Origin of the sequence: Pseudomonas sp. NyZ201, assembly GCF_049860765.1 — a bacterium.
Taxonomy (GTDB): domain Bacteria; phylum Pseudomonadota; class Gammaproteobacteria; order Pseudomonadales; family Pseudomonadaceae; genus Aquipseudomonas; species Aquipseudomonas bharatica.
Window position 1 is genome coordinate 2349020 of the sequence record NZ_CP187557.1, and the last position, 23424, is coordinate 2372443.

At 65.1% G+C, this 23424-nt stretch carries 12 protein-coding genes; 6 read left to right on the top strand and 6 right to left on the bottom strand.

Translation table 11 applies throughout. The features are described 5' to 3' along the window. Positions 1–48: 48 nt before the first annotated feature. The 6 genes from ACPFMA_RS10510 to ACPFMA_RS10535 form a co-directional block, all read right to left on the bottom strand. Positions 49–573: a gamma carbonic anhydrase family protein gene (locus ACPFMA_RS10510; RefSeq protein ID WP_425930110.1), complete on the bottom strand. Its 525-nt coding sequence runs from the start codon at positions 571–573 to the stop codon at positions 49–51. A gap of 15 nt (positions 574–588) precedes the next feature. Next, positions 589–1773, bottom strand: a complete 1185-nt coding sequence (locus ACPFMA_RS10515) for a CaiB/BaiF CoA transferase family protein (protein ID WP_425930111.1) — start codon at positions 1771–1773, stop codon at positions 589–591. Positions 1774–1783: 10 nt separating this feature from the next. Then, positions 1784–2707, bottom strand: a complete 924-nt coding sequence (locus ACPFMA_RS10520; RefSeq protein WP_064302860.1) for a hydroxymethylglutaryl-CoA lyase — start codon at positions 2705–2707, stop codon at positions 1784–1786. A 235-nt stretch (positions 2708–2942) separates the two neighbouring features. Then, a complete protein-coding gene (locus tag ACPFMA_RS10525) occupies positions 2943–3839 on the bottom strand; it encodes a LysR family transcriptional regulator (RefSeq protein WP_425930112.1) in 897 nt (298 codons plus the stop codon). Between the two features lie 186 nt (positions 3840–4025). Then, on the bottom strand, positions 4026–5054 hold the full coding sequence (locus tag ACPFMA_RS10530; protein WP_064302858.1) for an alpha/beta fold hydrolase: 1029 nt from the start codon (positions 5052–5054) through the stop codon (positions 4026–4028). Between the two features lie 12 nt (positions 5055–5066). Further along, positions 5067–6275, bottom strand: coding sequence for a cytochrome c biogenesis protein DipZ (locus ACPFMA_RS10535; protein WP_425930113.1), 1209 nt, complete (start codon positions 6273–6275; stop codon positions 5067–5069). A 218-nt stretch (positions 6276–6493) separates the two neighbouring features. On the opposite strand from ACPFMA_RS10535, the gene ACPFMA_RS10540 reads away from it, so the two are divergent. The 6 genes from ACPFMA_RS10540 (at position 6494) to ACPFMA_RS10565 (ending at position 23401) form a co-directional block, all read left to right on the top strand. Beyond that, positions 6494–7237, top strand: coding sequence for a response regulator (locus tag ACPFMA_RS10540; protein ID WP_064302856.1), 744 nt, complete (start codon positions 6494–6496; stop codon positions 7235–7237). Continuing rightward, the gene (locus ACPFMA_RS10545) at positions 7234–8532 is read left to right on the top strand and encodes an ATP-binding protein (RefSeq protein ID WP_420057109.1); all 1299 of its coding nucleotides are present in this window, start codon (positions 7234–7236) and stop codon (positions 8530–8532) included. Before ACPFMA_RS10540 ends, ACPFMA_RS10545 begins: the two co-directional genes overlap by 4 nt. A gap of 1421 nt (positions 8533–9953) precedes the next feature. Next, positions 9954–11549, top strand: coding sequence for a ShlB/FhaC/HecB family hemolysin secretion/activation protein (locus tag ACPFMA_RS10550; RefSeq protein ID WP_009398876.1), 1596 nt, complete (start codon positions 9954–9956; stop codon positions 11547–11549). A 39-nt stretch (positions 11550–11588) separates the two neighbouring features. Next, entirely contained in the window at positions 11589–20360 is an 8772-nt protein-coding gene (locus ACPFMA_RS10555) for a beta strand repeat-containing protein (RefSeq protein ID WP_425930114.1), read from the top strand. Positions 20361–20552: 192 nt separating this feature from the next. Next, positions 20553–21167, top strand: coding sequence for a biliverdin-producing heme oxygenase (locus ACPFMA_RS10560; protein WP_425930115.1), 615 nt, complete (start codon positions 20553–20555; stop codon positions 21165–21167). After that, positions 21164–23401, top strand: coding sequence for an ATP-binding protein (locus ACPFMA_RS10565; RefSeq protein ID WP_425930116.1), 2238 nt, complete (start codon positions 21164–21166; stop codon positions 23399–23401). The genes ACPFMA_RS10560 and ACPFMA_RS10565 overlap by 4 nt, the downstream gene beginning before the upstream one ends. Positions 23402–23424: the final 23 nt, after the last annotated feature.

The window sequence follows — 23424 nt, forward strand, 5'->3', positions numbered from 1 at the left end:
CTTGTAATTGTGCGGAGAGTGTTTGCCGCCTTCGAGGGCGGCTTCGGGTCAGGCGATGCGGATCAGGCTCCGCTTGTGGATCTGTGCACGCTCCACATAATCATGGGCGTTGCGGTGGAAGCTGCGGATGCTTTCGTCGGTGAGTTCCCGCACCACCTTGGCCGGTACGCCGAGGATCAGCGAATTGTCGGGGTAGACCTTGCCCTCGGGGACCACGGAGCCGGCGCCGACCAGGCAGTTCCTGCCGATCACCGCGCCATTGAGGATCACCGACTGGATACCGATCAGGCTGCCGTCGCCGATCTGGCAACCGTGCAGCATCACCTGGTGGCCGATGGTCACGTCGTTGCCGACCCGCAGCGGGAAGCCTGGATCGGTATGCAGCACCGCACCTTCCTGGACATTGCTGCCGGCACCGATCTCGATCAGTTCGTTGTCGCCGCGCAGCACCGCCTGGGGCCAGACACTGGCGCCCTGGCCGAGGGCCACCTTGCCGATCACCGTGGCGTCCTCGGCCACGTAGACGCTGTCGTGCACTTCCGGCCGCTGGCCGTCGTATTCGTAGATCGCCATCTTGCAGTCCTCTTCCTATTGTTCGCTGCGCAGCACGCCGGCATCGCGCAGGCGGGCGATTTCGTCGTCGCTGTAGCCGAGATCGCGCATCACCCCGAGGGTGTCCTCGCCGATCCGAGCGATGGGACGACGTGGCCCCAGGCGTTCGCCATCGAGGGAAAACGGCAGCAGCGGCATTTCCGTATGGCTGCCGTCCTCAAGCTCCAGCCGGGCGAGGCCGCCGCTGTGGATCAGGTGCTCGTCGTCGAACAGCTCTTCCGGACGCCGAATGGGCGCGAAAGGAATGCCGTTGGCTTCCAGTTGCGTTGCCAGTTGCCGGGCATCCAGAGTGGCGAAGATCTCCGCCAGATGGGCCAGCAGGCGCGGGCGTTGCAGGACCCGGTCGTTGTTGCTCGCCAGGGTTGGGTCGTTCATCAGGTCGTGCTGGCCGAGGAGGGTGCACAGGGTGCGCCACTGGCCGTCGCCGGTGGCGGCGACGAACATCTGCTCGCCGCCGGCAAAGCCGAACACGTCGTAGATGGCCCAGGCGCTGATGCGATTGGGCATCGGCGCCGCCGCTTCGCCGGTGACCACGTATTGCTGCATGTGCTGGGCGGCCAGCAGCACGCAGTTCTCGTACAGTGCGCTCTGCACTTCGCGGCCCTGGCCGCTGCGCTGGCGCTCGAACAGCGCGGCGAGCACGGCGATGGCGCCGAACATGCCGCCCATGATGTCGTTGACCGAACTGCCGGCGCGCAGCGGTCGTCCCACCGGCCCGGTCATGTAGGCCAGGCCGGCCATCATCTGCACCACCTCGTCGAGGGCCAGGCGCTTGTCGTAGGGGCCGGCCAGGAAACCCTTGTGGGTAGCATAGATCAGCCGCGGATTGCGCTGTTTCAGCGCCGCGTAGCCAAAGCCGAGGGCGTCCATGCGCCCGGGCTTGAAGTTCTCGATGAACACATCGGCGCTGTCCAGCAGCTTGAGCACGGCGTCGCGGCCTTCGGGCGTCTCGACATCCACCGCCAGGCTCTGCTTGTTGCGGTTGAAGGTACGGAAGAAGCCGGCGCCGGCGCCGAGCAGTCGGCGGGTGCCGTCGCCCTTGAGCGGCTCGACCTTGATCACTTCGGCGCCGAGATCGGCGAGGATCATCCCGCAGGTGGGGCCCATGACCATATGGGACATTTCCACGACGCGAACGCCGTCGAGTGGCAACTGTTGCATGGGTTTTTCCTCAGGCAGCGGGGGCGACGAAGTGCTTCGGCAGGCCGGCGCGGGCGATGTAGCCGTACAGCGGCTCGCCGGGCAGGGCGCGGGCCAGCAGCTCGCGGCTGGCAATCAGGCCCTGCAGGTCGATGCCGGTGGCATGGCCCATGCTCTGCAGCATGAACACCAGGTCTTCGGTCACCGTATTGCCCGAGGCACCCGGGGCGAACGGGCAGCCGCCGAGGCCGGCGAGCGAGGCATCCAGCTCGGTGATGCCGTGCTGCACCGCCACCAGGCTGTTGGCCAGGGCCAGGCCGCGGGTGTCGTGGAAGTGTGCCGCTTGCAGTTTCGAACCGGCGACCTCGCGCACCGCATCGATGGTCTCGCCGACCTGGCCCGGGGTGGCGTAGCCGGTGGTGTCGCCGAGGGAAATCTGCTCGCAACCGGTTTCCAGCACGCGGCGCACCAGGGCGCACAGGTCGGCCAACGGCACTTCGCCCTGGCGGGTGCAGCCGAAGGCGGTGGACATCCCGGCGACCATGATCACGTCGTGGCGACCGCTGCTGCTGCGCAGGTCGCACATGCGTGCGAATTCCTCGACCATTTCTTCCGGCGAGCGGCGCACATTGGCCTGGCTATGGGCGGCGCTGACCGAGATCGGCGCGACGATACGGTGGGCGCCCGAGGCCAGGGCGTTCTCCGCACCGCGCAGGTTCGGCGCGAGTACGGTGACAGTCAGTCCGGGACAGGTCAGGGCATGGGCCACCACCTCGGCGGCGTCGGCCATCTGCGGCAACAGGCGGGCGGGAACGAAGGAGGCGACCTCCATATGCCGCACGCCGGCGGCGTAGGCCTGGTCGATCCAGCGTTTCTTGGCGTCGGTGGGCATGATGCTCTGCAGGCTTTGCAGACCATCGCGCAGGCCGACTTCGTTGATGATTATTCTTGTCATGGCGTCTCTCGCGGGGTGATCTGCTGCCTAAGGTAGGCAGGGGGCAGGCGAGGGAAAAGACGTCTTTGGCGGGGGTATCCATCGTGGATGGCGATGGATGCCATTTCAGATCGGAAACGTCCATTGCTCAAACCGGCCTCATCGCCGGCAACGCCGGCTCCCACAGGGTTCGGCGGTATATGCGGTCGTTGTGGGAGCCGGCGTTGCCGGCGATGAGGCCATCAGCCGCACCGCTTTAAGCCGGTATCTCCGCCAGCAGATGATTCAACAACCGCCGTGCCGAAGGCGACAGCGCTTCCTGGTCGCGCACGCAGATCACGAATTCTCCCTTGGCCCAGGCATCGGTCAGCGGAATCACCTTCAGGCCGAACATCTCCGCGTACCGGGTCACCGCTTCCCGGGGCAGGATGGTCTGCGCCAGGCCGGACTGGACCAGCCGGTAAGCCGCATCGAACGACGACACATGGGCGCGGATGCGCAATTCCCGCCCCAGTTCCTGGGCGGTGTTCTGCATGAAGCTGTTGAGGGTGGCGAACGCCGAATGGCCGATATGCTCGTAGTCCAGGGTCTCGCCGAGGGTGATGCTGCTGCGCCCGGCCAGCGGGTGCCGCTCGTTGACCACCAGTGCCAGGTGATCGCGCCGATAGGGAATGAATTCCAGCTCGCTGGTGGACACGGTCTTGCGACAGATCCCCAGGTCGGCCTGGCCCTCCAGCACGCCGCGGACCACATCGAAGCTGAAGCGCTCTTCCACGTCCACGCGGATGTTTTCGTTGGTCATCATGAACGATGACAGCGACTCGGGGAGGAACTCCATGATCGACGAAATGTTCGCCAGTACCTTTACATGCCCGCGGGCGCCCTCTGCGAATTCGCTGATTTCCCCTTGCAGCCTTTCCATGCTCAGCATCAGTTGCCGCGCATGGCGCAACAGCGCCTGGCCTGCGGGTGTCGGCGTGACGCCGCGCTTGCTGCGGTGCAGCATCGGCACGCCGAGGTCGGCCTCGATATCGGCGATGCGCTTGCTCACCGCCGAGGGTGCGATGAACTCGCGCTCGGCGGCGCGGGCGATGGTGCCTTCCTCGCAGACCGCGATGAACAGGCGCAGGGAGATCGGGTCGATGTGCCACATGAGGGGAGGCCTTGTGCGTGGGTAGGCCGGGGCAGGATACGCAGGCCGCCAAGATCAGGGCAACCAGAACGGCAGGAGCGCTGCGGCCCCTGTGGGAGCGGGTTTACCCGCGATTGCTGCAGTGAAGTCACTATAGCAATCGCGGGTAAACCGCTCCCACAGGGGCATGCGTCGCGGTTGCGATCGTTACATCCGATCCGCATCCACGATCGCCTGGGCAAACGCCCGTGGCGCTTCCTGCGGCAGGTTGTGCCCCACGCCGCCCTCGATCAGCCGGTACTCGTACTTCCCGGTGTAGCGCTTGGCATACGCCTCGGCCGGTGGATGCGGTGCCCCATTGGCGTCACCTTCCAGGGCAATGCTCGGCACCGTGATCGCGGGGAAGCCGGCAAGTTTCTTCTCGATCGCGTCATAGCGTGCCTCGCCCTTTTCCAGCCCCAGCCGCCAGCGGTAGTTGTACACCGACACCGCGACATGGTCCGGGTTGGCCAGGGCCGCTGCACTGCGGTCGTAGGTGGCATCGTCGAACTGCCATTGCGGCGATGCGGTCTTCCAGATCAGTTTGGCGAAGTCATGGGTGTTTTGCGCATAGCCTTCGCGACCGCGCTCGGTGGCGAAGTAGAACTGGTACCACCACTGCAGCTCGGCGGCCGGAGGCAGCGGTTTCCTGCCGACCTCCTGGCTGCCGATCAGGTAGCCGCTGACCGCGACCAATGCCTTGACTCGCTCCGGCCACAGCGCCGCGACGATATCCGCCGTCCGTGCGCCCCAGTCATAGCCGCCAAGTACAGCGCTCTTCACCTGCAGCGCATCCATGAAGGCGATCAGGTCCTCGGCCAGTGCCGCCGGCTGGCCGTTGCGCAGGGTTTTCGGCGAGAGGAAGCGGGTCTCGCCATAGCCCCGGGCGTAAGGGATCAGCACCCGGTAGCCCTGTTCGGCGAGGGCCGGGGCGACATCGACGTAGCTGTGGATGTCGTAGGGCCAGCCGTGCAGGAGGATCACCACCGGGCCGTCGGCAGGACCGACCTCGGCATAGGCGACGTCCAGCAGGCCGGCCTTGATGTGCTTGAGCGGGCCGAGGGACACATGGCTGCCGACGCTGATCGGGGCAATCTGCGGCGCAATCTGCGGTGCATTGCCCGGGGCGGCGTGCGTGGCCCCCAGCAGACCCAGTTGCAGTGCGGTGGCGGCGAAGAGCGAGGTGAGGGTGTTCATGGTCATGCTCCTTCAGTGGGTGGCCTTGGCTTCGGCCAGCAGTTTTTCAATGACGTGTTCCTGGGTGGCATAGGCGCCTTCGCCGAAGTGGGTGTAGCGCACCTGGCCCGTGGCATCGATCAGGTAGTGGGCGGGCCAGTACTGGTTGGCGAACTGGCGCCAGATCGCGTAGTCGTTGTCGATCGCCACCGGGTAGGTGATGCCGAGTTTGCGTACCTGCTTGCGCACATTGGCCGGCACGCGCTCGAAGGGGTATTCCGGGGTATGCACGCCGATCACCACCAGGCCGTCCTTGCCGTAGCGGTCGGCCCACTGCTTGACGTAGGGCAGGGTGTGCTGGCAGTTGATGCAGTCGAAGGTCCAGAAATCCACCAGCACCACCTTGCCGCGCAGGGCTTCGGCGCTGAGTTCGGGGGAGTTGAGCCATTCCACGGCGCCGCCCAGCGAGGGCATCGGCCCCTTGGGCGAAAGGTCCGGCTCGGTGGCGGCCCGGGCTTTGCTTATCAGGTGGTCGAGGGCGCCCGAAACCGACTTCAGCACCTGCTGTTCGACCCGGTTGGACAGTTGCGACGAGGTGTCCGCCAGCAGGCTGCGGGTGCCGCCGCTGGCGATCCCGACTGCCGCCAGCAGCACCACCACGCCGGTACCGCGGCGCAGCCATTCGAGGCTTGGCAGGGACAGGCGCAAACGCCGGGCCAGGCCCTTGCCGGCGAAGATCAGTACGCCAAGGGAGACCGCGCTGCCCAGGCCATAGGCGAGCAGCAGCAGGCTGGTCCGGGCATTCGGCCCGGCGAGCATGGCGCCGCTGAGGATCAGGCCGAGGATCGGCCCGGCGCAAGGGGCCCAGAGCAGGCCGGTGGCAACACCGATCAGCAACGAGGCCAGCGGCCCCGAGGCCGAGGCCCTTGGCGCCAGGCGGTTGCCCAGGGCCACGAAAGGCCGGGCCAGCCAGTTGCCGAGGCGCGGCGCCAGCAGCGACACGGCGAACAGCATCAACACCGCCAGTGCCAGATAGCGCCCGGCGGTATTGGCCTTGGCCACCCAGGCGCTGCCGACCACCGCCAGGCTCGACACCGCAGCGAAGGTCAGCACCAGGCCGCCGAGGGTCAGCAGGATCGAGGCGCGGTGTTGTCCGCTACGGGCGAAGACGAAGGGCACGATGGGCAGGATGCAGGGACTGAGGACGGTCAGCAGGCCGCCCAGGAAGGCGATGATCAACATGGCGTTCTCCGGTTGCGAGGGGGAGGGCGCTGCTCCGCGGATCAGCGCTTGCCAGGCATTTCACGCCGCGCAGGTATCCGGGATGTGTCGATCCGGAGCCTTTGTTGTCGCTTTTGGTATCTGCGTACCGCTCTGATACAAAACCCTACAAAGCCTGCTGCCAGCCAGGGGACGCCTCGCTAGACTCAGCGCACCACCCGCTGAGCAAGGTCACCGCAATGGATTCCAACGCTGATCACGTGCTGATCGTCGACGACGACCGCGAAATCCGCGAACTGGTGGGCAACTACCTGAAGAAGAACGGCCTGCGTGTCACCCTGGCCGCCGATGGTCGGCAGATGCGCAGTTACCTCGAAGCCGGCCAGGTCGACCTGATCATTCTCGACATCATGCTCCCCGGCGACGACGGCCTGGTGCTCTGCCGCGAACTGCGCGCCGGCAAGCACCGCGCCACGCCGGTGCTGATGCTGACCGCACGGGACGACGAGACCGACCGCATCATCGGCCTGGAAATGGGCGCCGACGACTATCTGGTCAAACCCTTCTCGGCCCGCGAGCTGCTGGCGCGGATCAACGCCGTGCTGCGGCGCACACGGATGCTGCCGCCGAACCTGCAGGTCAGCGAGCCGGTGCGGGTGCTCGAATTCGGCACCTGGCGCCTGGACACCACGGCGCGCCATCTGCTCGACGAGCAGAACACCGTGGTCGCCCTCAGTGGTGCCGAATACCGCCTGTTGCGGGTGTTTCTCGACCATCCGCAGCGAGTGCTCAGCCGCGACCAGTTGCTCAACCTGACCCAGGGCCGCGGCGCCGACCTGTTCGACCGCTCCATCGACCTGATGGTCAGCCGCCTGCGCCAACGCCTGCTGGATGATGCGCGCCAGCCGGCCTATATCAAGACGGTGCGCAGCGAAGGCTACGTGTTTAGCTTCCCGGTGCGCCTGGTCGGGGGCGGCTCATGAAACCCTGGCCACGCAGCCTGGCCTCGCGCCTGTCGCTGATCTTCCTTGCCAGCCTGGTCCTCGCCCACGGCCTGTCCTTCGGCCTGCAGACCTTCGAGCGCTATAGCAGCGCCCGGACCCTGATGCTGAGCAATTTCGAGCAGGACATCGACACCTCGGTGGCGATTCTCGAACGCCTGCCTGCGGCGGAGCGTCCGGCCTGGCTCCAGCGTTTGCAGCGGCCTAACTACAGCTACCGGCTGGACCAGGGCGAAGCGGGGGAGGAGATGACCGATGCGCCGGCGTCGGTGCAATCGATCAAGGCCACCCTGGGCCCGCACTACACCTTGAGCTTTCGTGATATCCCCGATGTCCGCCCGCATTACCAGGCGCACCTGCGCCTGGCCGACGGGCAGCCGCTGACCATCGATGTGCGCCCGTCGATCATGCCGCTTTCGCCATGGCTGCCGGCGCTGTTGCTCGGGCAATTGGCGCTGTTGCTGATCTGCACCTGGCTGGCGGTGCGAACCGCCGTGCGTCCGCTCACGCAACTGGCCAGCGCCGTCGACAGTCTCGACCTCAACCGCCAGAACCCGCGTCTTGCGGAGCAGGGGCCGAGTGAGGTGGTACAGGCGGCAGTGGCTTTCAACGCCATGCAGGAGCGCATCGCTGCCTATGTGAAGGAGCGCGTGCAACTGCTCGCCGCCATTTCCCATGACCTGCAGACCCCGATCACGCGAATGAAGCTGCGGGTCGAGTTCATGGATGACTCGACGGACAAGGACAAGCTCAACAGCGACCTCGAGGAGATGCGGCACCTGGTCAAGGAGGGCGTGGCCTACGCCCGCAGCAGCGAGCCTTGCACCGAGGTGGCGAGCCGGATCCGGCTCAGGGCGTTCCTTGAAAGCCTGGTGTTCGATTACCGCGATACCGGGCGGCCGGTGGAGCTGCTGGAGATGGCGGATCTGCTGGTGGTCAGCCGGCCGCAGGCATTGCGTCGGCTGCTTGCCAACCTGCTCGACAATGCCCTGAAGTTCGCTGGCGAGGCGCGGGTAAGGGTGCTTGAGGACACAGGTGCCGGCCTGTCGATCCAGGTGCTCGATAGCGGGCCGGGGATCCCCGATGCCCTGCTTGGAGAGGTGACCAAGCCGTTCTATCGCCTGGAAAGCTCGCGCAGCCGGGATACCGGCGGCACCGGTCTGGGCCTGGCGATCGCGGCGCAACTGGCGCAGAGCCTGGGCGGGGCGTTGCGCTTGAGCAACCGGCAGGAGGGAGGGTTGTGCGCCGAGGTCCTGTTGCCTTCGGCCAGCGAATAGCATCGTTCTTAACGCTGGCAGGGCGCCGACTACCTATGGGCAAAGAAGTTCCTGGCTTGCCCTGCATATTCCCAACTTTACGATGATCGGCGCCTCATAGATGCCATCATTCCGCCATGTTTGCCGGAACTCCCGGCTGTGCGCTTGGTATGCCATACGACTAGTTGGTACAGGGCAACCGCTTGCTTCCAATCGCTATATAAACTGTATTTCACATTTCGAAAAAACCATTCGTTTGGAGCGTGTCGATCCATCCGCTTGGGGTGGTCAGCTAGTTCAAGCGAGGCATTTGAGTGTTGCTCTGACGGAACATCACCCGATCAGAGGTGCCATCATTGAGCCATCAACTAGCGTCGCTCTTCGTTGATAGGGCCGAGTTGCGACGTGTCGTATCTCCGAACCTGGCCTTGTCAGGGCATCACCCCCGGAATCGTTGGTCCTGACCGACCAGGCAAAAAAATATGTGATGAAGTTCGCATTTCCTTTGGCGCGGCAATCGGGTGTGATTAGGCATATCCGACTGCAGGTTTCTGGGTGTCTTCCTGGTAGTCATGAAGAGAACCTGAGGCCTCTGTTTATTTGTGCAATCAGGGGCGAGGCAAAGTTGGTTATTGTCTGATTGCGGCGTTTTTTAAGTTGCCTGGATTGCTTAATAGTCCAGATCGTCCACGCTAACATGTGCTCTATGACTTTTGCGCAGCGCTACGTATTTAGAAGTGCGCTTTTGTAGAGAGCGTCGGTGATGCGGTTTGCTGTTTAAGTCGTTATTAATGAGCTGTTGTTTTTATGCTTGGGTACGGATTGGGTAGTTCTGAGTTATTGGCTGTAACTTAACTAGTCCGGTTGATTGCTTAGCGCTCAAAATATTTGCGGTACTACCTGCGAGGTTGCGGCTCTAAGGCTCTGTCGCGCTGCAGGCCGCGCAGTTCAAGGCCTGCGCGTGCCTGGTTGTGTCTGTTTCGTTCCCTCTCGGCCACCCGTTCCGATTATTTTGCGCACTTATGAAAGTTGCACGTCGTCGCGTCAATTCGGCGGCGTCAGAAAATATCAGCAACTTGCCGTTGACCGTTATTGCTAACAGCGCTATTAATGCGCCCACTCTACCCAGACCATGCTATTGGTCGTGACTGCGATGGACTTGCGGGGGGAGTGGCAAACAACTTTGCGTGCAAGCTTCCTCGAAGCCGCTTATGTGTGCCCGACAAAAAAGATGATTGGCTGACTGTTTTTCGGCCAGGGGCACCTGTGTGCCCGAGTTATGCCAACCGGTGTTACCAAGGACTGTTCGATGCCCTGTTTCGGGGCATTGTGCTCGATTGTGCTTCAACGTTAGAGAAACAACAAAGATGCCGGATGTATCACGACGATCGAACCGCCCGTCCCGCACAACCTCCTCGCCAATAACTGACAGCAAGGTTCCCATGCTCAATTCCTCCGTACCGGCGAAGGCGCTGCTGTGCGCCCTCGGTTTTGCCGTGATGACAGCCAATGCCGCGATGGCCAGCGAAAGCGCGGCTCCGGCCGCCCAGCCCCAGGCTTCCCAGAGCCGGGTGATGGTCAAGGCCGTCGAGTTCAGTGGTAACCGCACCTTCACCAGCGAGCAGCTCAGCGCGCAGATCGCCGCCGACATCGGTCGGCCGATGAGCCTGGTCGAGATGAAGGCCCTGGCCGCCAAGATCGAGGCCTTCTACCAGGCCGCCAACTACCGCCTGGTCAAGGTGGTGGTGCCGGCCCAGGACTTTGCCAACGAGCCGGCCCTCAAGCTGGTGGTGCTGGAAGGCTGGCTGGGCAATGTCCAGGTCACCGGCGCCAAGCGCTTCACCCCGGAACAGGTGCACGACGCCCTCACCGCCGGTGGCGTGGTCGAAGGCAAGCCGTTCACCCTGGAGCAGGTCGAGCGGGCGCTGACCCACCTAAACCGCCTGTCCGGCATCGAAGTCACCTCCACCCTGCAACCGGGCGTGCAGACCGGTTCCACCGACCTGGTGGTCGATGTGAGCGAGGCGCCGCGGGTCCAGGGCGCGATGGAAATCAACAACTACGGGAGCAAGGACACCGGCGAAACCCGCCTGATGCCGAGCCTGAAGTTCGCCAACCTGACCGGCCACGGTGACGAAGCCAACGTCCTGGCCCTGACCTCGGTGGGCGACGGCGACCTGTGGTACGGCTACGTCGATTACAGCCTGCCGCTCAATGCCCGGGGCACCAAGGCCCGCGCCTACTTCTCGAAAGGTAACGTCGACGTCGGCAACACCTACCGCGTGCTGGAAATCGAGGGTGACAACCAGAGCTGGGGCCTGGGCCTGTCCCAGGACTTCGTGCGTTCCGCGCGCAGCATCGTCACCGCCGAGGCCTGGCTCGAATCCCAGGACCTGGAGCAGAGCATCCTCGGCGTGCGTACCGCCGAAGACAAGATCCGCAAACTGCGTTTCAGCCTGAACCTGGACAACTCCGACCTGTACGGCCGCACCCTGGCCACCGCCGGCCTGCACTACGGCCTTGGCGAAGCCCTCGGCGGCATGGACGACGACTCGCTGATGTCCAGCCGCGCCGCGGCCAAGGCGGACAACCGGTTCACCAAGTTCACCTTCGATATCGCCCGTCTGCAGCAGATCACCCCGCGCTTCCTGGTGATTCCGCGCATCGCCGGCCAGTACTCGCTGGATTCGCTGGTGTCGAGCGAGCAGTGGGGCATCGGTGGTTTCAACTCCGTGGTCGGGCATGCGCCCTCCACCTGGTCGGGCGACCACGGTTTCACCGCCAGCCTCGAAGGTCGCTACTCGCTGTTCAAGGACAACGACCGCTACCAGGCCACCGCGCGCCTGGACCACGGTCAGGTCTGGTTGAAGGACCCGCTGGTCGGCCAGGACGACCACCAGGACCTGACCGGTGCCGCCATCGGCCTGCTCGCGCGGCCGCTGGACAGCGTCGACCTGCGCGTCGATTTCGGAGTGCCTATCGGTGACAAGACCGAAGACGGCTCCTACGTCTACGCCCAGGCCCGCTACCACTTCTGAGCCTCGGAAACCACACCCCATTTGCACAGGTAAGTACTTATGTCCCGCAAGAAGAAAGGCACGCAGAGATTCATCAAGGCGGTTTCGGTTTCCGTGATCGGCGCCAGCAGCTCGGTAGCGCTGGCCGCCCCGAGCGGCGGTGTCGCGGTCCAGGGTGGCATCACCATCGGCAGCATGAACAACAACGAGCTGGTGATCACCCAGGCCCTGCAGAAGGGCATCATCAACTGGACCGACTTCAGCATCGACGCCGGCGAGCTGGTGCGCTTCGCCCAGCAGGCCGGTAACGATTCGATCACCCTGAACCGGGTGCTGGGCAGCCAGGTGTCGAATATCCAGGGCGCCCTGCAGGCCAACGGCAACATCTTCCTGATCAACCCCAACGGTATCGTCTTCGGCGCCGGTTCCCAGGTGGACGTGGCCGGCCTGCTGGCCACCACGTTCGATGTCAGCGACCAGAGTTTCATGAACGGTGGCCAGCTGAACTTCACCCAGGTCGCCGGCAAGGACCTGGGCAGCATCACCAACCAGGGGCAGATCACCGCCGATACCGGTGGTTTCGTCTACCTGGTGGCACCGAAGGTCGATAACTCCGGCTTCGTCATCGCCAACGTCGGCCGGGTGACCATGGCCGCAGGCGACCGCTTCACGGTCAACCTGCAAGGCAGCAACCTGATCAACTTCAGCGTCAGCGCCGATACCCTGGCCGCTGCAACCGGCAGCGACGCCACCGGCGTCAGCAACAGCGGCACCGTGTCGGCCCAGACCGTCCTGCTGCAAGGCAACTCGGCCAGTGGCCTGATGAGCTCGGTGGTCAACAACAGCGGTATCGTCGAGGCGACCGACCTGAGCATCGACGCCGGTGATATCGTCCAGTCCGGCGTGATCAAGGGCGTTGGCACGGCCGCCGCCACCACCGCCAGCCTGACCGCCGGCAAGACCATCAGCACCAGCGGCAACAGCTCGACCCGCGCCAGCACCCTGAACCTGACCGTGAAGGACGAAGGCGCATCGATCGGCTCCGAGCAAGGCGCGCTGCTGGTCGATGCCGACGTGCTCAATGCCACCTCGCAAAGCGGCAACGTGCTGGTCACCGACGTCAGTGGCGGCGTCGCCCTGGGCGAAGTCAAGGCCGGTACCCCGGCTGCCGGCGGCAGCGTGGTGATCACCGCGCAGAACGGCTCCATCACCTCGGCCGATACCAGCAAAACCAACGTCAGCGGCTACTCGGCCAAGCTGGTCGCCGACGGCGCGGTCGGCAGCGACAGCACCGCGGTCAACACCCAGGTCGGCGTACTCTCGGCCTCCACCCAGAACGGCGGCATCAACGTCAAGAACGACGGTGCGTTGATCCTCGGCGACGTGGTCGCCCGCGAGCAGATCAGCATCAACGGCCAGTCCTCGGTGTCCGGCGCGGTGGACAACAGCGGCTCGATCACCTTGAGCAACGGCAGCACCGGCACCAGGAACGTCAAGGTCCAGGCCAGCGAAGGGGTGATCCTCACCGGTACCGTCTCGGCCACCAATGGCCTGAGCGTCACGTCCGACACCGGCAGCATCCTCGCCGCCCAGGCCGGCACCTCGCTGGTGGGCCGCACCATCGACCTGTCCGCCGGTGGCGAGATCGGTGACGCCGCGCAGGCCCTGAGCACCCAAAGCAACACGCTCAACGCAGCGGCCGGCAACGGTGGCGTGTACCTGAGCGAAAGCAACGGCCTGAGCGTCGGCACCATCACCGCCGCAGGCACCGGCAACAACGTCGTGCTCAATGCCACCCAGGGCAACCTGACCGTAGGCAGCATCAGCGCTGCCGGTGCCTCGGTAACCCTGAACGCCGGCAACGGCAGCATCGTCTCCGCCAGCGGCTCGACCACCAACGTCAGCGCCAAGGACCTCACCGCATCGAGCAAATCCGGCATCGGCACCTCGGCCAAGAAGCTGGGCACCAGCGTCGATACCCTGACCGCCACCACCACGGCGGCCCAGGCCGGCGTCTACGCCAACAACGACAAGGCCCTGAGCGCGCTGTCGGTGACCACTCCGAACGGCGATACCAACGTGGCCTTCACCGGCGGTTCGCTGGTGTACAGCCGCACCCTCGGTACCCTGACCCTGAACCGTACCCAGGCGCTGGACCTCTCCTTCGCCAACACCGCCGCCGGCCTCAAGCTCAACGGCATCGATGCCGGTACCGACAGCAAGGTGTCCCTGACCGCCGCCGGTGATATCACCCAGGGCAGCGGCAGCCTGGTCGGCAAGGACGTGGTCATCGACGCTTCCGGCAGTGTCGGTGCCGATGGTTCCGCCCTGGCCACCCAGGCCAGCAGCCTGAACCTGACCAGCCGCAACGGCACCGTCAACGTCGCCAACAGCTCCAGCGACCTGACCCTGACCGCCAAGGCCAACGCCACCAACGGTGCGATCACCGCGACCCAGACCGGCAACCTCGCGGTCAACTCGGTCATCGCCAAGAAAGCCGTGCAACTCAGCGCCGGCGGCGCCGTGACCACTGCGGCCGACGCCGTGGGCACGCCGATCTCGGCGGGTTCGCTGACGGTCACCGGCGCCTCCATCGGCACCGGCAGCAAGGCCCTGTCCAGCCAGGTGGCTGGCGGCGCCGTGAACCTGACCGCCACCGGCGGCGACGTTAACTTCGCCAACAGCGGCGCCATCAGCCTGCTGGACGTGCTCGCCAGCAATGGCAAGATCGCCTTCCAGAACGCCGGCGACACCGTGGTCGGCCAACTGCAGGCCAGCGGCACCATCGACTTCAAGGTCACCGGCAACGTCACCGACGGCAACGGCAGTGCCGCCAACTTCATCACCAGCGGCCTGACCGCGGCGGTGAAATCCTTCGGTACCAGCGGCGACGCCCTGGAAATCCAGGTCGATAACCTGGTGATCGACGCCGCCAACGGCGGTATCTATGCACGCCAGAGCAACGGCAACCTGCTGTCCCTGGTCCAGGTCACCAGCGGCGGCACCGGCAGCAACATCCAGATCGACGCCGACGGCAGCATCAAGCTGGGCAACGTCGATGCTGGCGGCAACAACGTCAAGATCGCTGCCGGTGGCAGCATCGAGGATGGTCGCACCGACCGCAGCAAGGCCAACGTGGTCGCCCGCTCGCTGGATATCAGCGCGCCGAACGGCATCGGCCAGCAGGGCGATCTCGCCCTGGACGTCAGCTTCCTGTCTGCCGCCGGCGGCAACGCGGGCGTCACCGCGACCAACGCCGGCGCTGTGGCCGTGGATGCCTCTTCCTTGACCGGCAAGGGCGCCAGCGCGATCAACATCGTCGCCACCGCCATCACCATCCTCGACAACAACGGCGGCACCATCACCATGGATGGCGGCTCGCTGGTACTGAAGGCGACCTCGGGCAACATCGTCTTCCTCAACCAGAACGACACCATCTACCTGCCGGGTGGCGGCAGCATCAGCCTGATCGCCACCTCCAAGGCCAGCTCCCAGGTTCCGGGCTATGACGGCGTGATCATCGCCGGCAACCTGAAGACCGACGGTGGCAACATCACCCTGCAGGCGCAGTCGAACATCACCATCGGCATGCTCGACGCCGGCAGCACCGGCAACGTTACCGTGGCCTCGGCCGGCGGCGTGATCCTCGATGGCAACGGTAGCGCGCAGAACATCCGCGGCAACCGTGTCAGCCTGACCGCCAGCACCCCGAGCGAGCACACCGCCGAGCTGACCCGCGACACCGCTATCGCCGAATACTCGGCGCGCGATGCCGAAGCCGCGGCCAAGCTGCTGCAATTGAACATCCTGATCCAGCAACTGAAGGACTACGAGGCGCTGGTCAACTCGGCGGCCCTGCAGAACAGCCTGGCCGAGCTGACCCAGCGTCTGTCCGAGATCAATGCCAACGCCCAGGCCGCCAAGGTCGACAGCATGTCGGCCACCGCCGATGCGCTGAACACCGCGCTGAACGCCGCCACCGTGGTGCGCAACGCCGCCGCGGTGATCGCCGGTGCCGCCCAGGCCATTCCGTTCTCCGGTGACGCCGGTGCCGACGCGGCCTTCGCCGTGGTCGACCTGGTGATGTCCGCCGCATCCCTGGCGCTGGACAGCTACGAGCGCTACAGCCTGGCACCGCAGCAAGACCTGCTGGTGGAGCTGAACAACACCCTGGACGTGGCCAACGCCGCGGTCTACACCGCAGCCACCAACCTGGCGACCACCACCCAGATCCGCGACACCACCGCGACCTCCAAGGCCACCGCCGACCTTGCCGTGTTCAAGGCCAACACCGCCCGCGACGCCGCCCTCCAGGTGCGCAAGCAGGCCGTGGCCGCCTATGACCTGAACCAGCAGATCGACAGCTCCGCCGACAAGCCGCTGGGCATCACCGCCAACCGCCTGGACATCAACAACGGCGGGGTGATCGACTCCAGCCTGTACCTGAACTCCACCGGCAGCCTGGGGCTGGGTGACATCACCGTCGCCGCCGGCGAGAAGATCGTCGCCGAAGCCACCGGCAACGTCGGCGTGGTGGGCAACGTCAACAGCGACACCTCCATCAGCCTGAAAGCCGGCCAGGCTATCCTCGGCCAGGGCGGCGTGCTGGTCACTCCGGACCTGAAAATGGTCGCCGGCAACGGCATCGGTGCCCTGCAGGCGGTCAACACCCAGGTCGACCGCGTTGCAGCGGACGCCGGCAACGGCGGCGTGGCCATCGTCAACGCCAATGGCGGCGCGCTGCTGACCATCGGTACCCAGGGCGCGGTCAAGGGCATCAGCGGTGCGGGCGACATCAGCGTCAGCACCGATGGCTCGCTGAAGATCGAGCAACTGGTGAAGGACAGCACCCACACCCATACCGTGAGCCTGACCGCCACCAACGGCGCGATCGTCGATGGCAACACCGTCGAGCGCAATGTCCAGGGCGGTACCCTGGTGGCCAGGGCCGCTGGCAATATCGACCTCGACAGCGAAGTCGATACCCTCGACGTCCAGGTCACCAACGCCGGCACTATCACCCTGCGTGAAGCCAACGGCGTGACCGCGCGCAACCTGAACACCGCCGCCGGCAATATCGACCTCAAGGCCGGTGGTGCGGTAGTGGTGGGCAGCCTCGACGCCGGTGCCGGCACTGGCACCATCGACCTGCACGCCGATGGCGCGGTGTCCGATGACCAGGACAACACCACCCTGATCGTCGCCGACACCCTGAACGTCAACGCGGCAGGCAGCGTCGGTGCGGTCGGCAGCGACAGCAACCGTCACCTGGACCTCAAGGTCAACACCGTCAATGTCACCGCCAGCGGCGAGGTCAACCTGGCCGAAGTCGACGACCTGAAGATCGGCACCCTGGAAACCGAGCAGGGCAATGTCACCGTCACCACCGGTGGCGCGCTGAACGTTGGCCGTATCAGCACCGCCAGCGACACCGTGACCCTGGTTGCCGGTGACAGCATCAGCAACGCCAGCACTGGCGACGACAGCAACATCGACGCCGGCAACCTGTCCCTGTCGGCCGTCAACGGCATCGGCACCGACAAGGCCCTGAACGTCAAGGTCGACAGGCTGGTCGCGCAAACCGCCACCGGCGGCGTCAAGGTCAAGGACCTGGACGGCGACCTGGTCATCGGCGGCGTGGTCCCGAACCTGGGCAACCCGCAGATCTTCGGGGTCAACACCAACGGTGGCGATATCGAGGTCGGCACCACCGGCAACCTCACCGTCAACGAAGGCGTGGCCAACACTGCGGCGGGCTCCCTTACGCTGGAGGCGGGCGGCGATGTCCGGCAGAACACCAGCCTGATGACCGCCAATGGCAACCTGTCGGTCACCGCCGGCGGCGACATCGAGATGCTCTCCGGCACCTCGGCCAACTCCCTGAGCAGCGGTGACATCACCTACCACGCCGGCGGCAACGCCAGCCTGGAACGCCTGACCACCGTTACCGGCAACATCGACCTGAAGGCCGGGCAGGGCAACCTGACCCAGCACAAGCTGGTGCAGACCGGCGCAGGCAATATCAGCGCCCATGCCGGCGGTAACCTGGTCACCGAGCGCGAGGTGGTGGTCAACGGCACCGGCGATATCCAGCTCACTGCCCTGGGCAACCTGACCCAGCAGGAACTGGTGCACACCATCGACGGCGATATCCGCATCGGCGCAGAAGGTGACGTCACCTCCCTGGCGAGCACCAACGTGTCCGGGACCGGCGACATCACCTTCATCAGCCACGGCAACCTCAGCCTGCAGCAGGTCGACACCGGCAGCGGCAAGATCGACCTGAGTGCAAGCGGCAACCTGCTGCAGAACGCGGCGGTCATGACCGGGCAGGGCGATATCGTCGCCAAGGCCGGTGGCAACCTGACCACCCTGGCGCCGACCGCCGTGATCGGCAATGGCGCCATCGATTACAGCGCCGGCGGCAACCTGGACCTGCAGCAAGTCAGCACATCGGCCGGCAATATCGGCCTCAAGGCCGGCGGCAACCTGACCCAGAACCAGCTCGTGCAGACCGGGGCAGGCAACATCACCGCCCAGGCGGATGGCAACCTGACCACCCTGGCCGACACCCGGGTTTCGGGCAGCGGCAACATCGACTACAGCGCCGGCGGTAACCTCGACCTGCAGCAAGTGACCAGCGGCGGCGGCAACATCGACCTGAAGGCGCTGGTCGGCAACCTGACCCAGCAAGCGCTGGTGCAGACTGCCAGCGGCCATGTCAACGCCTCGGCCGGCCGCGACCTGATCATGAACCTCGGTGCCCAGACCCTGGTCAACGGCCAGGGCGACGTGACCTACGGTGCCGGCGGCAACCTGCTGATCGACGAAATCGTCGCTGCCAATGGCAACGCGACCCTGAGCGCCAGCAGCGGTGATATCCAGGTCCAGGGCACTGCGGCACGCAATGTTACCGCCCGTCAGCTGACCGCCAATGCCGGGACCGATATCGGTAGCAACGGCGCCCTGCGTACCGAGGTCGATAGCCTGGTGGCCAAGGCCGACAATGGTTCGATCATCATCGACGAAGCCAACGCCGTCACCCTCGACGCGGTCACTGCGGCCAATGGCCTGGTAGCGGTCAGCGCCGGTGACATCACCGTCAAGCAACTGCAGGGCGACAGCATCTCGCTGGACTCCACCGGCAAGGTGGTCACTGCCAGTGGCGGCCTGGTCAAGGGCGGCAGCCTGAACGTCACGGCCGAGACCGGGGTCAACCTGCATACCGCAGTGGACAGCGCGTCGGTACGGGTCAATGGCAGCGGCGACCTGGTGCTGACCGAAGACGACGGCATCAGCCTGACCCGCCTGGGCGCGGCTGACGGCAACGTCCGGGTCAACGCCGGTGGCGACATTGCGGTGGGCACGGTCGATGCCGGTACCCACACCGTCAGCCTGAACTCCGCCAGCGGTGCCATCGTCACCCAGGCGCAGCCGAGCTTCTTCGCTCGCCTGCTGTCCCGTGTCGCCCAGGCAACCGGGATCACCGGTGAACGCATCGAGCTCAATGCCGCCAACGGCCTGGGCAACGGTTCGCAAGGCGCCCTGCAACTGCACGGCACTACCGTCGCGGCCAGCACCACCAGCGGCGACGTCAACCTGGCGCAGAGCCAGGCCGTGACCCTGGAGCAGGTTCGTACCGGCAATGGCAATGTCTCGGTCGATGTGGCCGATGGCAATGCCACCCTGGGTTCGGTGAGCGGCACGGGCTCGGTCAACCTGACCGCCGAAAATGGCGCCCTGGTCGATGACGGCAACGCCAGCACCCGCGTCCAGGGCAATGCCCTGAACCTGACGGCGGGCAACGGCATCGCCGTGCAGACCCAGGGCAACAGCGTCAATGCCCAGGTCACTGGCAATGGCAATATCGCCATCGACGAAGCCGACGGTCTGAACCGCCTGACGGTCAACAGCGCCAATGGCGACGTCTCGGTAACCAGCCGTGGCGGCAACCTCGCTGTCGATGTGGTCAATGCCAATGGCCACGCGGTCAACCTCAATGCCGCCACCGGCGCGATCCTCGACGCCAATGGCAACGCGGTGAGCAACGTCAACGCGCAAAGCGCCAACCTGGTCGCCGCCAATGGCGTCGGTCAGGCCGGCAATGCCTTCGACGTCAACGTGCAGACCCTGGCCGGCAACGGTGGCAACGGCGGTGCCAACCTGAACAGCACCTCCACCTCGGCGCTGAACCTGGCCTCGCTGTCCACTGCCCAGGGAAACATCGCCCTGGCCACTGCCGGCGACCTCAACGTCAATGGCGCGGTGCGCAACAGCGGGGCGGGCAACATTGCCCTGAGCGGTGCCAACGTCAACCAGAATGCCAATATCAGCACCAGTGGCCGGGGCAACGTCAGCGTCACCGGTTCCGGCGACGTGGTCATGGCCACCAACAGCACCACCAGCACCGATACCGGTACCGTCAGCTACCAGGGCGGCAAGACCATCAAGGTGGCGTCGATCCAGACCGCCAACAACATGGGTGGCGGCAAGGTGGTGTTCGTCGCACCGCAGGTACTCGACAACATGCCGGGCGTGGCCAACGTGCGTGCGTGGCAGGTGTCGATCACCGCGGACAACGGCAATGCCGCGCTGATCCAGGAACTGATGGGCGACGTCAACGACTCGTCGCAGGTCGACCTGGGCAGCCGCGTCATCGGTGGCAGCCTGGCCGAAAGCCGTCGCTTCATGGAAGCGCTGCTGCAGCCGGCGATCGTGCAGCAGACCGGCGCGGAGAAAATGTTCGACGCAGGCCTGCTGACCAGCCAGCAGATCGCGCCGTACAACGGCTTCGTCGAAGGCGAGGATGGGGTGATGACCTACAACAAGTAAGTCGGCGCCTGTAACGAAGAAGGCCGCCGGGGAGACCCGGCGGCCTTTTTTACTGATTCGGTATCCAGGACCCGGGCACAAAATCGTCGTTCGCATTGCTTCCTTGTAGGAAATAGGCCATTTTGTGCCCTGATCTTTCGATCAACTTTCAGCCATTGGCCATCACGAGGTCAGCCATCCGAGCCCCGCTATATGCAATCAACGTCCCGTGAGGTCGCTTCGGCGCCGGTACTGCAGGAATTGCGTACCCATACTGCTGAACTGCACATCGCACTGGAAAAACGCCTGCCTTTCTTCGCCGATTCCCTGGATTCCCACGCTTTCCTGCAGTTGATGCAGGCCTATCACGGTTTCTATGCCCCGCTGGAAGACGCGCTGCGCACCAGCCCGTGGTTTCCCGCCGATTTCGATCTGCAACCGCGCCTGAAATCCGCCATCCTCCAGGATGATCTGCGGGCCCTGGGCCTGTCTGCCGAGGCCGTCGAGGGGCTGCCGCGTTGCCAGGACCTGCCAGCCCTTGATTCCAGGGCGGCCTGCCTGGGCGTGCTCTATGTTGTGGAAGGGGCGACCCTGGGCGGCCAGGTGCTGCGCCGGCACATCCACTCGCACCTGGGCCTGGACGCCCGAAACGGTGCGGCCTTTCTCGATGTCTATGGTGAAGATACCGGCCGCCGCTGGCGCGCCTTTCTTCATTATCTGTGCTCGCAGCCATTGAGCGGCCAAGAGCGCGCCGCCACGGTGCGTGCGGCGCAGGATACATTTCGCTGTTTCGAACACTGGCTGCAAGGCCGGGAGGTACTGCTATGACCCCAGAAGAACAGGATGCCTTCGAAACGCTATTGGCCAATTGCGCCGATGAACCCATCCGTTTTCCCGGTGCCATCCAGCCCCACGGCCTGCTGCTGACCCTGAGCGAGCCGGGGCTGGAGATCCTCCAGGTCAGCGCCAACGTCGAGACCCTGCTCGGTCGTACGCCGCAGTCGCTGCTGGGCCAGCCCGTCGAAGGCCTGCTGGGCCAGGCCCAGGCCGCCGCCTTGCAGCACAGCGTGCAACAGCCGCTGCTGTCCAATGATTCGCCACTGACCGTCGCGCTCAACGGCATGACCTTCGATGGCCTGCTGCACCGTCACGACGGTGTACTGATCTTCGAACTGGAAGTGCATGCCGGGCACTACCAGCCCGGCAGCATCGCCGGCAACCTGACCAACCTGGGCCGCATGCTCCAGCGCCTGCAGGGCGCAGCCTCCCTGCAGGCGCTGTACGAGGTCAGCGTCCGCGAGATCCAGGCCCTGACCGGCTACGACCGGGTGCTGATCTACCGCTTCGAAGAGGAAGGCCATGGCCAGGTCATCGCCGAGGCCTCCGGCCCGTCCATGGAAGTCTTCAACGGCCTGTTCTTCCCCGCCTCGGACATCCCCCGGCAGGCCCGCGAGCTGTACCGCAAGAATTGGCTGCGGATCATTCCGGATGCCGGCTACCAGGCTGTCCCGCTGGTGCCGGCGCTGCGGCCCGACACCGGCGGGCCCCTGGATCTCGGCTTTGCCAACCTGCGCAGCGTGTCGCCGATCCACTGCCAGTACATGAAGAACATGGGCGTGCTCTCGTCCATGAGCATTTCCCTGCTCAAGGACGGCGAGCTGTGGGGCCTGATCAGTTGCGGCAATCGCCGGCCGCTGCACGTGCCCCATGAACTGCGCATGGCCTGCCAGGCCATCGGCCAGGTGCTGTCGCTGCAGATCAGTGCCATGGAGGCGCTGGAAGTCAGCCGCCAGCGTGAAGAAAAGATCGAAGCGCTGGGGCTGCTCAACCAGGCCATGATCGACTCGCCGCAGAATGTGTTCGACGGCCTGGCCGGCCAGCCCGAGGTGCTGATGAACCTGACCGATGCCGCCGGCATCGCGATCATCGAGGACAAGCAACTGCACCGCTATGGCAATTGCCCGGAGCCCGACGAGATCCGCGCCTTGCACAAGTGGCTGCAGCAGGGCGGCCAGGCGGTTTTCGCCAGCCACAACCTGTCTGCGGTCTATCCCCCGGCCGAGGCCTACCAGCATGTCGCCAGCGGTTTACTCGCCATGAGCCTGCCCAAGCCGGTGGATAACGGCGTGCTGTGGTTCCGCCCGGAAGTGAAAGAAACCATCAACTGGAGCGGCGACCCGAAGAAGCCGCTGGACCTGGAAAATTCCGAAGCCGGCCCGCGCCTGCGCCCGCGTGCCTCGTTCGAGATCTGGAAGGTGGAAATGGCCGGGATCTCACGCAAGTGGAGCCATGGCGACCTGTACGCTGCCAACGACCTGCGCCGCTCCGCGCTGGAAAACGACCTGGCCCGCCAGGTACGCCGTGAACAGCAGGCGGTGCGCACCCGCGACGACCTGGTGGCGGTGGTTTCCCATGACCTGCGCAATCCGATGACGGTCATTTCCATGCTCTGCGGCATGATGCAGAAGAGTTTCAGCTCCGACGGCCCGCATGCCTCGCGGCGCATTGCCACGGCCATCGAGACCATGCAGCAGGCGGCCGGGCGCATGAGCACGCTGCTGGACGACCTGCTCGATACCTCGAAGATCGACGCCGGACGCTACACCATCTCGCCCAAGACTCTGGACGTCGGCCAGATCTTCGAGGAAACCCAGGCGCTGCTCATGCCGCTGGCGCTGAACAAGAACATCAGCATCGCCTTCGAAAGCGAGCCGGAACTGAAGATCCACGCCGACCCGGAGCGGTTGTTCCAGGTGCTCTCCAACCTGGTGGGCAACGCCATCAAGTTCACCCCGCGCCTGGGCACGGTGGGCGTGCATGCGGCGGCGGGCGGCAACGAGATCGTGTTTACCGTCAAGGACGACGGCGAAGGCATCCCGGCCGAACAATTGCCCCACGTGTTCGAGCGCTACTGGACGATGAAGGAAGGCAACCCCAACGGTACCGGGCTTGGGCTGTATATCACCCAGGGCATCGTCGAAGCCCATGGCGGGCGGATCGAGGCTCGCAGTGAAGTGGGCAAGGGCACCGAGTTCAGGTTCACCATGCCGATGGGGGATTGATCCTTTCAGGACCTTGTCGCTGC